Origin of the sequence: Intestinibacillus massiliensis, from assembly GCF_900155735.1 — a bacterium.
Classification (GTDB): Bacteria; Bacillota; Clostridia; order Oscillospirales; family Butyricicoccaceae; genus Intestinibacillus; species Intestinibacillus massiliensis.
Map to the genome: position 1 here is coordinate 298166 of NZ_LT707059.1, position 14000 is coordinate 312165.

General features: G+C 58.0%; 12 protein-coding genes and 1 tRNA gene. 6 read left to right on the plus strand and 7 right to left on the minus strand.

Going from position 1 to position 14000, the window contains the following annotated elements; genetic code table 11:
• The first annotated feature begins 16 nt into the window (after positions 1-16).
• The 4 genes from ilvC to pyrE all read left to right on the plus strand — a co-directional run bounded on the left by ilvC (position 17) and on the right by pyrE (position 3758).
• Positions 17-1027 (plus strand): ketol-acid reductoisomerase, encoded by a 1011-nt coding sequence (ilvC, locus tag CZ203_RS09275; RefSeq protein WP_087065823.1) that lies wholly within the window; start codon positions 17-19, stop codon positions 1025-1027.
• 29 nt (positions 1028-1056) lie between these two features.
• Positions 1057-1254: a hypothetical protein gene (locus CZ203_RS09280; RefSeq protein ID WP_087065824.1), complete on the plus strand. Its 198-nt coding sequence runs from the start codon at positions 1057-1059 to the stop codon at positions 1252-1254.
• A 65-nt stretch (positions 1255-1319) separates the two neighbouring features.
• On the plus strand, positions 1320-2978 hold the full coding sequence (ilvD, locus tag CZ203_RS09285) for a dihydroxy-acid dehydratase (protein WP_200809478.1): 1659 nt from the start codon (positions 1320-1322) through the stop codon (positions 2976-2978).
• A 117-nt stretch (positions 2979-3095) separates the two neighbouring features.
• Positions 3096-3758 (plus strand): orotate phosphoribosyltransferase, encoded by a 663-nt coding sequence (gene pyrE, locus CZ203_RS09290; RefSeq protein WP_087066226.1) that lies wholly within the window; start codon positions 3096-3098, stop codon positions 3756-3758.
• 63 nt (positions 3759-3821) lie between these two features.
• Here pyrE and CZ203_RS09295 read toward each other — a convergent pair whose 3' ends face one another.
• Together CZ203_RS09295 and rfbD are read right to left on the minus strand one after the other, a co-directional pair.
• Positions 3822-5093: a dicarboxylate/amino acid:cation symporter gene (locus tag CZ203_RS09295; protein ID WP_087065826.1), complete on the minus strand. Its 1272-nt coding sequence runs from the start codon at positions 5091-5093 to the stop codon at positions 3822-3824.
• Positions 5090-5962: a dTDP-4-dehydrorhamnose reductase gene (rfbD, locus tag CZ203_RS09300; protein ID WP_087065827.1), complete on the minus strand. Its 873-nt coding sequence runs from the start codon at positions 5960-5962 to the stop codon at positions 5090-5092. The genes CZ203_RS09295 and rfbD overlap by 4 nt, the downstream gene beginning before the upstream one ends.
• 250 nt (positions 5963-6212) lie before the next feature.
• Between rfbD and CZ203_RS09305 the strand changes: the two genes are divergently transcribed.
• Positions 6213-7553, plus strand: coding sequence for an MATE family efflux transporter (locus CZ203_RS09305; RefSeq protein WP_159456449.1), 1341 nt, complete (start codon positions 6213-6215; stop codon positions 7551-7553).
• A gap of 154 nt (positions 7554-7707) precedes the next feature.
• Positions 7708-7781: transfer RNA gene (locus CZ203_RS09310), tRNA-Gln, on the plus strand.
• Positions 7782-8038: 257 nt separating this feature from the next.
• Here CZ203_RS09310 and CZ203_RS09315 read toward each other — a convergent pair.
• The 5 genes from CZ203_RS09315 to CZ203_RS09335 form a co-directional block, all read right to left on the minus strand.
• Positions 8039-8464 (minus strand): RNHCP domain-containing protein, encoded by a 426-nt coding sequence (locus CZ203_RS09315; protein WP_087065829.1) that lies wholly within the window; start codon positions 8462-8464, stop codon positions 8039-8041.
• Positions 8465-8739: 275 nt separating this feature from the next.
• Positions 8740-9387, minus strand: a complete 648-nt coding sequence (locus tag CZ203_RS09320) for a GyrI-like domain-containing protein (protein ID WP_087065830.1) — start codon at positions 9385-9387, stop codon at positions 8740-8742.
• Positions 9388-9665: 278 nt separating this feature from the next.
• The gene (locus tag CZ203_RS09325; protein ID WP_235847498.1) at positions 9666-10115 is read right to left on the minus strand and encodes a superoxide dismutase family protein; all 450 of its coding nucleotides are present in this window, start codon (positions 10113-10115) and stop codon (positions 9666-9668) included.
• A 455-nt stretch (positions 10116-10570) separates the two neighbouring features.
• Complete coding sequence (locus tag CZ203_RS09330) at positions 10571-11272, minus strand: DUF305 domain-containing protein (protein ID WP_235847499.1); 702 nt, start codon at positions 11270-11272, stop codon at positions 10571-10573.
• A gap of 254 nt (positions 11273-11526) precedes the next feature.
• Positions 11527-13968 (minus strand): response regulator, encoded by a 2442-nt coding sequence (locus CZ203_RS09335; RefSeq protein ID WP_087065833.1) that lies wholly within the window; start codon positions 13966-13968, stop codon positions 11527-11529.
• Positions 13969-14000: the final 32 nt, after the last annotated feature.

Consider the following 14000-nt stretch of genomic DNA (forward strand, 5'->3'; position numbering starts at 1 on the left):
TATATACGACTCACAAATGGAGGAAAAGAAAATGGTTAAAATGTACTACGATTCCGACTGCAATCTCAGCCTGCTGGATGGCAAGACGGTCGCCATTATCGGTTTCGGCTCCCAGGGTCACGCGCACGCGATGAACCTGAAGGACTCCGGTGTTAACGTTGTCGTCGGCCTGCGCCCGGGCTCCAAGCACGAGGCGAAGGCGAAGGACTACGGCCTGACCGTTATGACCCCGGCCGACGCGGCGGCGGCGGGCGACATCATCATGATGCTGACCCCGGACGAGAAGCAGGCGGATATCTATAAGGAAGTCATTGCGCCGAACCTGAAGCCGGGCAATGTGCTGGCTTTCGCGCACGGCTTCAACATCCACTTCAAGCAGATCGTGCCGCCGGCTGATGTCGACGTTATCATGATCGCGCCGAAGGGCCCCGGCCATACCGTCCGTTCCCAGTATGTTGAGGGCCACGGCGTACCGGATCTGGTCTGCGTCCATCAGGATGCTTCCGGCAAGGCGATGGATATCGCGCTGGCCTACGCTGCCGGTATCGGCGGCGGCCGTGCGGGCATCCTGGAGTCTACCTTCCGCACCGAGACCGAGACCGACCTGTTCGGCGAGCAGGCTGTCCTGTGCGGCGGCGTCTGCGAGCTGATGAAGGCTGGCTTTGAGACCCTGGTCGAGGCTGGCTACGCGCCGGAGAACGCTTACTTCGAGTGCATCCACGAGATGAAGCTGATCGTTGACCTGATCAACGAGGGCGGCTTTGCCAAGATGCGTTATTCCATCTCCGACACCGCGGAGTACGGCGACTACCGCACCGGCAAGCGCATCATCACCGAGGAGACCCGCAAGGAGATGAAGAAGATCCTGCACGAGATCCAGGACGGCACCTTTGCTTCCGAGTGGATCCAGGAGAACCGTGCGGGCGGCCGCGCGAAGTTCCTGGCGACCCGTCAGCTCGAGGCGGAGACCGAGCTGGAAGAGACCGGCAAGCGCCTGCGCGGCATGATGAGCTGGCTCAAGAAGTAAGCTTACATAGACGCGAGGATAAAGCAGATATGGCTGGTTGCTCAAATACCCGTCCCTGCCCCTGCACGGCGGATTGCCCGCGGCACGGCAAGTGCTGCGAGTGCGTCGCGCACCACCGCGACCATGAGGGCGGCATTCCCGGATGCTTTTTCTCCACAGAGGGGGAAGCGGCCTGGGATCGCAGCCTGGAGATGCTCTGCAAGGACAGAGGGCTGGAACTGAAATAAAATTTCCGGACGAGGGCGGGCTGATGCCCGCCCTCGCTTGCTATCAAGGAGGGATCCCCATGGAACTGAGAAGCCATAATATTACGGCAGGCCCGGAGCGCATGCCGAACCGCTCGTTGCTGCGTGCATGCGGCCTGACCGAGGAGGAAATGAACCGCCCGATCATCGGCGTGGTTTCCGCGTACAGCGAGATCATCCCGGGGCACATCAACCTGGACAAAATCGCGAACGCGGCCAAGGCGGGCGTCAGCATGGCGGGCGGCACCCCTGTCGTCGTCCCGGCCATCGGCGTATGCGACGGCATTGCGATGGGCCATATCGGTATGAAGTATTCCCTGCCGTCCCGCGAGCTGATCGCGGACAGCGTGGAGACGCTGGCGCAGGCGCACCAGCTTGACGGCCTTGTGCTCATCCCGAACTGCGACAAGATCGTACCCGGCATGCTGATGGCCGCGGCGCGCCTCAACATCCCGGCAATCGTGGTTTCCGGCGGCCCGATGCTGGCCGGCCACTATGACGGCGAGGAGATTTCGCTTTCCAAGACCTTTGAAACGGTTGGCGCGTACAAGGCCGGCCTGATTGATGACCAGAAGCTGATGGAATGCGAGTGCGGTTCCTGCCCGGGCTGCGGCTCCTGCTCCGGCATGTATACCGCGAACTCCATGAACTGCCTGTCCGAGGCGATCGGCATGGCGCTGCCCGGCAACGGCACGACCCCGGCCGTGCACGCCGCGCGCATCCATCTGGCCAAGCATGCGGGCATGAAAGTGATGGAACTGGTGGAAAAGGGCATCCGCCCGCTCGATATCCTGACCCCCGCGGCGTTCCGCAACGCGCTGACCTGTGAAATGGCAATCGGCTGCTCCACCAACTCGGTGCTGCACCTGCTTGCGCTGGCGCATGAGGCGCATGTCGACCTCAGCCTCGAGACGCTGAACGAGCTTTCCGCCAAGGTGCCGAATATCTGCCACCTCGCGCCGGCAGGCCCGCACCATATCGAGGAGCTTTATATGGCCGGCGGCGTGCCTGCCATCATGAAGGAGCTGACCAAGAGGGGCTTGCTCGACCTGTCCCTGCCGACGGTCACTGGCAAGACGGTCGGCGAAAACCTCGAGGGCGTCGTGAACCGGAACCCCGAGGTCGTCCGTCCGCTCGAAACCCCGTATTCCGAGACCGGCGGCATCGCCGTGCTGTGGGGCAACATTGCGAAGAACGGCTGCGTCGTCAAGCGCAGCGCCGTCGCGCCTGAAATGATGGTGCATGAGGGGCCGGCGCGCGTATTCGACTCTGAAGACGACGCAATCGAGGCGATTTACGGCGGCAAGATCAACAAGGGCGATGTTGTCGTCATCCGTTACGAAGGCCCCAAAGGCGGCCCCGGCATGCGCGAGATGCTGAACCCGACTTCTGCGCTGGCTGGTATGCAGCTGGATAAGGACTGTGCGCTGATCACGGACGGCAGGTTCAGCGGCGCGTCCCGCGGCGCGTCGATCGGCCATGTGTCGCCCGAGGCGGCGGCCGGCGGCGAGATCGCGCTTGTGCAGGAAGGCGATATCATCTCCATTGATATCCCGGCGAGCCGGGTAAACGTCAAGGTTCCCGATGCGGAACTGAAGTCGCGCCGGGCGAAGTTCACGCTGCGCGAGCCGAACGTCAAGTCCGGCTGGCTGGCGCGCTACGCGCGCCAGGTCACCTCGGCCGACAAGGGCGCGGTACTGGAATAAGGTGCGATGGGGCTGGGACGGACGCGTCCCGGCCCCTTGCTTTTCCCTTTGGAAACCTTGTATCCCGGCGTAAAAACTGGTATACTGAAAGCACTACACGAAAAAGGGTGATAGATGATGCTTTCTACCGCAAAAAAAGAATTTATTGAATTTATGATGTCGGCCGACGTGCTCCGTTTCGGCAGTTTCGTCACCAAGTCCGGACGCAGCACCCCGTATTTTGTCAATACCGGCAACTATAAGACCGGGCTGCAAAACTCCCGCCTCGGCGAGTTTTACGCGGCGCTGGTCAAGGAAACCGTTGGCGACGGGTTTGACGCGATGTTCGGCCCCGCATACAAGGGCATCCCGCTGGCAACCTCTGTTTCCGGCGCGCTGGCGCGCAATTACGGCATTGACAAGCCGTTTTTCTTTAACCGCAAGGAGGCCAAGGACCATGGCGAGGGCGGCAGCATCGTGGGCTATAAGCCGGTGGACGGCGACCGCATTATTATCATTGAGGACGTCATCACGGCAGGCACGGCTATCCGCGAGACCATGCCGGTGCTGCAAGGCTGCGCCGACGTGAAGGTGACCGATATGTTTATCTCCGTCAACCGCTGCGAGGTCGGTACCACCCCGGGCAAGACCGCGGTGATGGAGGTCGGCGAGGAGTTCGGCATCCGGGTACACGCGCTGGTGACGGTGCAGGATATCTACGAGTACCTGAAAGGGCAGGGCACCTATGGCGAGGTGCTCGGCGCAATGGAAGCGTATATGGAGACCTACTGCGTCTTTTAAGCAGGAAAGCCCCTGCCGGGAACCCGGCAGGGGCTTTTGCATGACCGCAGTAAACTGGGATTGTCAGTCGCGCTGGAAGGTTTCCTTGTCGCAGGCATCGTTCTGGCACGCGACGATGGTCGTACACACCGCGTCCCCCGTAATATTGACGGCCGTGCGCGTCATGTCGAGGATGCGGTCGATACCCATGATGAAGCCGATGCCCTCAATCGGCAGGCCAACGGAGGCCAGCACCATGGACAGCGTGACCAGGCCGACCGACGGCACGCCCGCGGTGCCGATCGACGCGAGCGTCGCCGTGGCGATGACGGTCACGTAGTCCATCGGGGTCAGCAGGATGCCGTACGCCTGCGCGATGAACACGACCGCGACGCCCTGCATGATCGAGGTGCCGTCCATGTTGATCGTCGCGCCGAGCGGGATGGTGAAGGACGAAATACGGCGCGAAACGCCCATCTTGCGTTCCAGCGTGTCGATGGACAGCGGGATCGTCGCGTTTGAGGTCGCGGTGGAAAAAGCAAACCCCATGACCGGCAGGAACTTTTTGATAAACTTGACCGGGCTGAGGCCGGTGAAGAGCTTGAGCAGCGCCTGATAGGAAATGAAGCACTGGATCAGCAGCGCCAGCAGCACGGCGGCCATATACTTGAGCAGCGGCCGGAAAGCGTCGAACCCCATGCCGGAAAAAGTCTTGGCGATCAGGCAGAAAACGCCGACCGGCGCGAGGGACATGACCATCATCGTCATTTCCATCATGATGTCGTTGCCCTGCTGGAAAAAGTTGTGGATCAGCTGCGTCTTCTCCTGGAGCTTGGCCAGGATAATGCCGACAATGATCGCAAAGACGATGATTTGCAGCATATTGCCGCTTGCGAGCGCGCTGAAGGGGTTTTTGGGGATGATGTCCAGCAAGGTTTCGGACATGGGCTGCTGCTGGGCAATGGCGGTCTCCGTGGTTTCAAGAGCCGTAAGGTCCATGCCGACGCCGGGGTTGATCAGCTTTGCAATGCCGAGCGCCACGCAGATGGCCAGCGCCGTCGTAAAGATATAGAAGACGACCGTGCGCACGCCGACCTTGCCGAGCGTCTTTGTGTCGCCGATCGCTGCCGCACCGCAAACCAGCGAGCACAGTACAAGCGGGACGACCAGCATCTGCATCAGCCGCAGAAAACCCTGGCCGACGATATAGAAGACGCCGTTGATTAAAATATCGTCGATAAAGTAATGATGCGGCGCAAAATAGTGCAGGAGGATACCGGCGACCGCGCCGAGCAGCAGGGAAATAAAGATGCGGGTCGTGAGGCCGAGCTTCCGTTTCTTCTTGGTTTCGCTCATTTAGCACCTCCATTCCGGGACGGGCGGGCGGACAGGTACCGGGCGAGCGCGTCCCGCCAATCCGGCATCTTATAGATGCCGGTCATCCGCATCATCATATTGTCCAGCAGGGTGAATTTGGGGCGCAGCGGCGTATCCCCGGCAGATGCGACCGTGCTTTCGACCGGGACGTCCGGATAGCCGCCCAGCCGCAGGATCTCGCGCGCAAATTCGCTGCGGCTGCACGCGCCTTCGCAGGAGGCGTGGTACAGGCCGAACTCCTTGGACTGGATCAGGTAATGGATAAAGCCCGCGAGCGCGTCCGAGCTGGTGGGGGAGCTGATTTCGTCACCGGGGACGGATACGGTTTCGCCGCGCGCCGCGCGGTCAAGCACATCGTCCACAAAATCATAGGTGCCGCTGCCGTAAATCCACGACGAGCGGACAATGACGTGTTTATCCGTCAGTTCGCGGACAAAGGCTTCGCCCGCGTATTTGGATTTGCCATAGACCGTGATCGGGTGGGGCGCGTCAAACTCGTTCAGCGGGGCGGACGCGCTGCCGTCAAAAACGTCGTCCGTTGAAATCTGGATCAGCTTCGCGTCGATCCGGCGTGCGGCGATCGCAAGGTTGCGCGCGCCAAGGGCATTGACCTTATAGGCGTGCTCCGGGTCGCGTTCGCATTCGCGTACGTCGGTCAAGCCGGAACAGTTGATAATTACGTTGGGATAATTCATGTCGGCGTAGCGGTTGACCTCGTTGGTTTCGCCGACCGGCACGTCGTGGTCGCTCGTCAGGATATCATATTCCGTGCGGTCAAACCGGCGGTAAAGCGCCGAGCCCAGGCGGCCGCTTGCCCCGGCGATCCAAATTTTTAGATTTCTGCTCATACATGCACCTCTTTTGTCTGTAAATAATACATTTTAAGTATAACATAGGTTTTATGTGCGGGGAAAGGGGAGTTGCGCATATTTGTGCACACTGGCGCATCAGCGGCTTGACACCTTGGTATACTTTGTGATACTGTTGGGATGAAAATACACGGCGGCCGTCAAAATGGGTGGGAAATATGCGAGCGGCGCGCCGGATAGGTTGTGGGGTATGGTTCGGGATAAGAGATTTTACAGGACGTTTTTCAAAATGACGTTCTTTTTGTCGGCGCAAAACCTGATTATCCTGTTTGTCGGGTTGGTCGACAACGTGATGCTGGGCAGCTATTCGGAGGCCGCGCTTTCAGGCGCCGCGCTGGCCAACCAGATCCAGTTCATCCTGCAATGCGTCGCACTGGCGATCGGCATGGGCGTGGCGCTCTTTGCCTCGCAGTACTGGGGCAAGCAAAGGGCGCTTGGCCAGTCCGATACCGGTACGGCGGAGATGCAGGCGGCGCGCGACGCGGGGAACATCGGCATCCTGCTGGCCGCGGCGACGGCGCTGGTGTTCTTCCTGGCCGTCACATTGGTGCCAGGCCCCTGCCTGCGCCTGTTCACAACGGACGAATCCATTATCGCGGAAGGCTTGCGGTATTTATCTATTATCCGCTTTTCCTACCTGTTTTTTGCACTGTCGAACGTATTTTTTGCCATTTTGCGCAGTGTGGAAGTCGTACATATCGGCACGGTCAGCTCCATCGTTTCCCTGGCCGTCAACGTGACGCTCAACTATGTTTTGATCTTCGGCCACTGGGGCGCGCCGCGGATGGGGATCGCCGGCGCGGCGGTCGCGACCTGTATCGCGCGGTTTTGTGAATTCGGCATCGCGCTCGGCTATTTGTGGTTCCGGGACAAGCGCGTCGCGTTCCTGCATTACCGCTTCCACTTTAACGCGCAGATGCTGCGGGACCTCGCAAAGGCGACCGCGCCGATCATGCTGTCCAACGGTTTGTGGGGCGTGTCGATGGCGCTGCATACCGGCATCCTGGGGCACCTGGGGCGCGAAGCGATTGCGGCGAGCAGCATCTCCAATTCCATGTTCCAAATGATCAACGTCTTTGTGGAGGGCTGTGCGTCCGCGACCGCGGTCATCGTGGCGAACGCCGTCGGCGGCGGGCAGCTGCGCGACATTAAAAAGCAGGTGCGTACCATGCAGGTGCTTTTTGTCCTGCTGGGCGTCGCGGGCGCGCTGATCCTGTTCGCAATGGCAAAACCGATCCTTTTGCTCTATCCGCAGGTAGACCCGCGTTCGCTCGACCTTGCATGGCAGTTTACGCTGGTGTCCTGTGTCACGTTCATCGGCACAGCCTATCAGGTGCCGTGCAACTGCGGCATCGTGCGCGGGGGAGGCGACACGCGGTTTGTGCTGTACATGGATCTCGTGCTGTGCTGGCTGTATGTGGCGCCGGTCGGCCTGCTGGCCGCGTTCGTATGGAAACTGCCCACCGTATGGGTGTATTTCCTGCTGCGCTCCGACCAGCTCCTGAAGTGCTTCGTGGCGTTTGTGAAAACGAACCGTTACCGCTGGATCCATGTGCTGATCCGGGAATAATGGGCGAAAGGCAGGGGTACAAAAAATTCTAGATTTTTTTGAAAATTATGCTTGACTTTTTTGCCGTAGTTGGATATAATAATTCTTGTCAGCAGCGAGGACAACCGCTAAAGACGGGAAAAAGTTCTGAAAAAGCTGCAAAAAGTCAAGATAATGCCGAATTGTGTAATGGTAGCACGACAGACTCTGACTCTGTTTGTCTGGGTTCGAATCCTAGTTCGGCAGCCATAGGAAAAACCCTGTAAAGGCTCTGTAAAGAGGTTTACAGGGTTTTTGCTGTGTTTGCGGGGTTTGGAGCCGGAAACATAAAATTAGGGAATGAAAATTTGCCCCGTCCCCTGTTTTTTGTGCTGATGGAAAAAATGCCGCGCTGACCGGGGCACCGTTCCTTCTAGTTCAAAGCAGTGAGAAAGTAGGCATAGGGAAGCCCCCTGGACAATTTTGTCCAGGGGGCTGTTTGAAAACGGTTTTTGATTCAAAGGCAATTACGGCATTGACCCGTCCCCACCCATTAAAGCTGTCATTTCCTCTATTTTTTCCAGCGGAAACGGTGGGAGGGCGATGGGTTTCATTGCAAGCGCCATCAGCTTCATCGGGTTATCGTCCGCAGCAATCCTGTTGGAGCGCAGCGCCCCGCATCTGCGGCAGCGGTGGATAATCGCCCACTCGCCGTTTTTGCGGACCCATACGGCGATGGGCTCCATAATGCCGCCGCAGCCGGCAGCCCGGTCGCCCGGCTCGTTATCGACGTGCAGGCTGGCCAAGCAGTTCGGGCAATGGTTCCGATGCTCGCTTCCGGCGCCCGTTGGGACTACGAGCCTGTCACAGATTTTACATGTGAACGTCTCATTGCAGCCGTGTGTTTTGTAATACCCTTTTTCAAAAGATCTTTTCCTATTTTCCCGGTTCATGGGGTGTGTCCTCCTAAAAGTATCGGTCTACCTTTTGGGAGGTTCGTGTGAGATTTAAATTACGCAAACCTCCCGGTTAGCATACAATCTCCGACACGTTAGTTTTTTTCATAAAGCGTTTCCTCATAAATTGATGTTTTTGACCCAGCCGCAGCGGCGGGATCGACTTTCCGGTTTCATTATACCCGATTGGAAGTCGGAATGCAAGGGAAATGCCAGGCAGGCCGCGTGGTAAATTGCAGGATGCATGAACCTTTTGCGTCCTGTGGGATATCTCAACTTCCGGGTTGCGTTACCGGCTTGATAGGGTGGCGGATGACGGTTTTGCGCTGCTCCGCCGCCGTTTTTCGCGGGTCTGACAGGTATATTTCGTGGTGCCGCCGGCTTTCGGTAAAATCATTGGCGTATCCGTTTTCCAGCAGGAACGCATCCATAAGCGCAACCGTTTCCGGCTCGCTGTCGTATGTTCCCAGGTGCATCATTTGGACGCACAGCCCTTCGTCGATGGTCAAAAACCCCGCTGAGGTGCAATCCAGCCCCTTCTTGCGGGACGCTACCTGGACAGCCCAGTCAAAATCCTGGCGCCGCACAAAATCCGGCAGCCGGATGGCGGAAATCCACTGGAAGCTGCTTTTGTCAGAATAATCTACCCCATCCATGCCGTCTTGCCACCAAAAGCCTTCCAGGGGCGGCACGACGTATTCAAAAAAACCGTCGATCCGATGCGTGCCCTTGTAACTCATTTTGATGGTATAGGATATGGCGTACAGGATGCCGACGGCCTGCTGGTAGGCGCCGCCTTGCACGTTGGGGTCGCCCTCGCCGCGGACCGCAACAAAATTTGCACGCGGGACGGTAACAAGTGCAGGTTTGTTTTTCGGCAGATATAATTGCTTGTACTCTTTTTTAAAATCAAAAGGCATCGTAAAACCCTCCTTTCCTTTATCATGCCATAGGAAGTATGACAACTGTATGTCGTATTATAGAATCTTTTGGGGGAGGGCCATGGAAACCATGCATCATGCTGGAAAATGCGGCGGATTCACTGGCAAAACCTGCGGAGGTATAACCTTAGAATGGCTTAGGGATCCGTATGCGCTTGCATATAAAAGAAATACAAGGGATAATTTGATATAGGCGTATCACCATAAACAGCCGCCCCATTTTCGGGGCGGCCGTTTATTTGCCGTGTTACAATCGGCTAGGCGGCCTGGATGACGCCGCAGGCGATTTTTTCGCCGGAATTGCCCGCCGGCTGTGTCGTAAAGTCATCCGGCTGGCTGTGGATCACCACAGTGCGCCCGATAACGTCGGAAATATGGAAGCGGTCTGTCAGGAAGGCCATGAACGCGCGGCCGTTGCATTCAAACAGCGGCGGGAGGTCGCCTGCATGATGCGGATGCGCACAACCCCCGGGGTTAAAGTGGCCTTTCGTGTCGGAGAAACCGACGCCGCCGCAGGAGCCGCCTTCGTGGATATGGAAGCCGAATATGCCGGATGCGCAGGGCGCGTCGCGATGCGGGAGCCGCCGTATATCGGCTACGACCAGGGTATTCCCGCTGTATGGGTAGAAAGACACGTCGCCCGTAGGGCCGTCGGCCGCGCCGCTGACATGCGCGATGGCAAGCGGGCGGCTCAAGTAGAATCCCAAATGAATCACCTCGTTTATAGCATATGCCGGCAGAGAAAAAGCGTCCGGCTGAAAGCAAAGGCAAAAGGGAACCGCCCCGGTGGAGGGGCGGCGTGTTTAACGGCACCAGTTGCGCCAAGGGCCGACGGGCGGGATCCTGGATATACGGGTTGCGCGAATCTGTGGCGGGATGCTCAGCGTCATTACGCCGTTATAGCGGATGCATACGAAGTTGCCGGGGCGGAAGCAGCGGGCGTTCCGTGTGATGACACGCACCCGTTGCCGCGATCTAAGGTCAAATACAAGCAGGCTGCCATTCTGCACCGAAATGACAGTCGCCGTCATCGTTGTCAAAATAAATCACCTCCCTTTCAGCCTATGCGGCGCAGCAATAACGGTGCGGGGAGCGCCGCATATGAAAGGCGGGGGGAGGGGTCAGGCAAAAAAAGCCCGCCCCAATGGGGCGGGAGGGAGGCTTATGCAGCGGGGCGGAGCCCGTCCAAGATAGACTGCATGTCTGCAATTTCCTGGTTTTGCGTGTCAATAATATTTTGCGCCAGTTCCGAGATCCCGGGATCGTCCGTATTTGGCAGAATGGCGTTTGCCATATCGACCGCCATTTGATGGTGCATAATCATGCCCTCGGCAAACGCCTCGTCGACGCTTTGGGCAGCCGTGTGCGCCATGGTATGGCCGTGCATCATTTCGTGATAAGCCTTGGTGTACGCCTCGGCCTTTGCCGCATCCATATTGCCGCTTGCCTTCTTGTCCCGCAGCATCGTCTGCATCTGCTTGATTTCTTCGGTCTGCGCGGTGATAATGTCATTTGCGAGTTTTTCCAGGGTGTCATTTTTGCCGCCAGATTGCAAATAGCTTTCAGACATCGCGACGGCCGCCTCGTGATGGGGTAGCATGCCCGCGAGGAAATCCACGTCCGCACTGCCGGAGGGGCTGACGCCCTCCATGGCGTCCATCATATCCGCCATGACGGCATCCTGTTCCTTTATATACCTCTCGAGGTCGGGATCGGAAGCGGAGTTTGTTTGGGTATGGGCGGTGTGGCCAGCCCCGGCATCGCCATCGGATTTGCCGCCGGTTGCCGCAAGCCAGATAATAATTGCAATGATGACGATTGCGATCGCAATGAGTATCCAGTTCCAGACTTTTTTGTGCATCATACATCCCCCTGTTTCAGTTTTGGGTTAGTATTTGTGCGAGCGGGCGCTTTATGCATCGGGTCTATCGGTTTTGCAGCATTTGGGGAGCTGGCACAAGATAAAGCAAGGTGCCTAAAGCCGCGTCAGCCCGGCGATGGTCCCGGGAAACCGGACAGCCATCGCGGGCACGGAAAAATGCCATATAAATCGCCCCCGGCCTGAATTTCCTGGCCGGGGGCGGTTTGGGGCTGGCAAAAGGGAAGAGGGTAGGGCGGTCATGCGCTACCGCCCACCAGGGTGTCGGCCAGCGTTTGGTACAGCAGCTTGGGGTCGATCGGTTTGGCAAGATGGCCGTTCATCCCGGCCTTTGCAGCGCAGATTACATCTTCATGGAACGCGTCGGCGGTCATCGCGATGATGGGGATGCTTTTTGCCTTCGGGTGCCCGGATTTGCGGATCGCCCTGGTAGCCTGGTACCCATCCATGACGGGCATCTGCACATCCATAAGGATGAGATCATAGTTGTCCCCCTCCGCTAAAAACCGGTCGAGCGCCTGTTGGCCGTTTTCCGCGGAATCCACGGAAATCCCGGTCATTTGCAATAACTCCATCGCAATTTCACGGTTCAAGTCGTTGTCTTCGGCTAAAAGGATGCGGTATCCTGCGAGTTCCGGCCGCTTAAGGCTATCGCCTTCCGATGCAGCGGCGCCCGCTTTGCCAAAGCTTGTCACAGAGAGCAGCGTGTTATACAGGGTGGATGCAAAAACCGGCTTGGACAGGAACGCGTTGACGCCGGCCTGGCGGGCGCTGTCTTCAATGGCGCTCCAGTCATACGCGGTCAGGATAATGACGGGCGTATCAGGTCCAACCAAGGCGCGGATGCGGCGGGTGATTTCCACCCCGTCGGCGTCGGGCATCTTCCAGTCGACGAGGCATACGTCGTAATCGTCGCCTATTTCCTGCGCCGCGCGGATTTTCTCCAAGCATGCGCTCCCCGTCTGCACCCAGTCGGATCGGATGCCAAGCTGTTCAAAGAGCAGGGAAGTGTGGATGCAGCTATCCCGGTCGTCGTCCGTAATGAGCACCTTGAGCGATGCCAGCCCGGGCTGCTTTGTTGGCTGCATTTGGTCTGCGCCCTCCGGGATATCAAAATCCAGTTCCACCGTAAACGTGGAACCCTCGCCTAATTCGCTTTTGACGGCGATCGTACCGCCCATAAGGGTCACGAGGTTTTTGGTGATCGCCATACCCAGCCCGGTGCCGCCGAACCGCTGGCTGGTAGAAATGCTTTCCTGCTCGAAGGGGGTAAACAGGCGTTCCATAAATTCCTCGCTCATGCCGATGCCGGTATCACTCACGGAAAAGCGCATGCGCACCCGTCCAGCCCTGCGATGGAGCTGCTGGATGCTCAAACAGACCGTGCCGCCTGCCGGCGTGAATTTGAGGGCGTTGGACAACAGGTTCAGCAGGACTTGGTTGAGACGAAGCGAATCGCCCACCAGCACCGTCCCGGTAATATCCACAAGCGACACGGTAAAGGCCAGCCCCTTGGCTGTGGCCTGTGGGTAGATGATGGAGGTTATGGACTCGGCGACCGTCTCGAGGTCAAAGGGGTCGCGGGCGATTTGCAGCTTGCCCTCGTCGATTTTGGACATGTCCAGGATATCGTTGATCAGGGTCATCAGATGCTTGGACGAATACCCGATCTTCTGCAGGCAGTCGGCCACCCGCTGCTGGTCGCCGATGTAGGCCGCGGCAATGGTGGTCATGCCGATAATGGCGTTCATGGGCGTGCGGATTTCGTGACTCATGCGTGATAAGAAGGTGGATTTTGCCTGGTTGGCGCGCTCCGCGACGGCAAGGGCGTCCTTGAGCGCCTCCGTCTGTTCCGTGAGCTTTTTATGCATCTCGCGCAGTTCGGTCACATCCGTGATGTCGATAAATATGACCAGATAGACGGGCGCGCCGTTCTGCCACTCCAGGCAGGCGGCGTTTACCTGCAGCCAGAGCTGCTGCCCATGGCGGCTTTCCACATGCATCACGAAATGCAGCGGCTTGCCCGCGCGCATATTCTCCTTTTGCGCGCTGAGCACGTCAAAATTGTTTTCGATGTTTTCGCGGTATAAGGGGTTCGAGCCATGTTCATCCGCCGCGCCAAAATAATCTAAAAATTGCGTGTTGGAATCCAGAAGCGTCAAGTCGAGGCCGGTGTCCAGGTGGTCTATCCGGTATTTCGCAACAAAGCCCGGCAGGTTCTCATAGGTGACGGATTGTTCGCGCTGTACGCGGACGAGGTCGTCGATATTGGTCAGTACGGAGTAGGCGACCTGGCAGCCGTCGATATACTCATCCGCAAACTGCGTGGAGAACTGCACCCAAATCAATTCCCCATTTTTCCGCCGGATGCGCGAAACCATGCGGTAGCCGTCCTGATGTGCTTCGAGCGCCTTCAGGACGGTATTGGAAAGTTCTTCCCATTCCTTGGGGTCGTTTTGGTAATAAAGGTCGGGACGGTTATGGAACGTGGCCTCGTATTCGGCCTTCGGCCAGCCAATCAGCTTGTAATAAAACTCGTTTGCCCAAACCAGTGTAAAATGCTCGTCCAGCAGGTGTTTGCTCACACTGACGCCCAGCAGCTGCATGAGGGTATGGTACTCATATTCCGCGGGTCTGGCCTCTGCGTCGCGGCCAGTGTGCATGCTTTCCTGTTCTGCCATAATGGTGCCCCCTATCCTATTTTCGCGCAGCC

What these genes read in the sequence shown, in the direction of transcription:
- ilvC (WP_087065823.1), top strand. Translation starts at nt 17, where the DNA reads ATGGAGGAAAAGAAAATGGTTAAAATGTACTACGATTCCGACTGCAAT.
- CZ203_RS09280 (WP_087065824.1), top strand. Translation starts at nt 1,057, where the DNA reads ATGGCTGGTTGCTCAAATACCCGTCCCTGCCCCTGCACGGCGGATTGC.
- pyrE (WP_087066226.1), top strand. Translation starts at nt 3,096, where the DNA reads ATGCTTTCTACCGCAAAAAAAGAATTTATTGAATTTATGATGTCGGCC.
- CZ203_RS09295 (WP_087065826.1), bottom strand. Translation starts at nt 5,093, where the DNA reads ATGAGCGAAACCAAGAAGAAACGGAAGCTCGGCCTCACGACCCGCATC.
- rfbD (WP_087065827.1), bottom strand. Translation starts at nt 5,962, where the DNA reads ATGAGCAGAAATCTAAAAATTTGGATCGCCGGGGCAAGCGGCCGCCTG.
- CZ203_RS09305 (WP_159456449.1), top strand. Translation starts at nt 6,213, where the DNA reads ATGACGTTCTTTTTGTCGGCGCAAAACCTGATTATCCTGTTTGTCGGG.
- CZ203_RS09315 (WP_087065829.1), bottom strand. Translation starts at nt 8,464, where the DNA reads ATGAACCGGGAAAATAGGAAAAGATCTTTTGAAAAAGGGTATTACAAA.
- CZ203_RS09320 (WP_087065830.1), bottom strand. Translation starts at nt 9,387, where the DNA reads ATGCCTTTTGATTTTAAAAAAGAGTACAAGCAATTATATCTGCCGAAA.
- CZ203_RS09330 (WP_235847499.1), bottom strand. Translation starts at nt 11,272, where the DNA reads ATGATGCACAAAAAAGTCTGGAACTGGATACTCATTGCGATCGCAATC.
- CZ203_RS09335 (WP_087065833.1), bottom strand. Translation starts at nt 13,968, where the DNA reads ATGGCAGAACAGGAAAGCATGCACACTGGCCGCGACGCAGAGGCCAGA.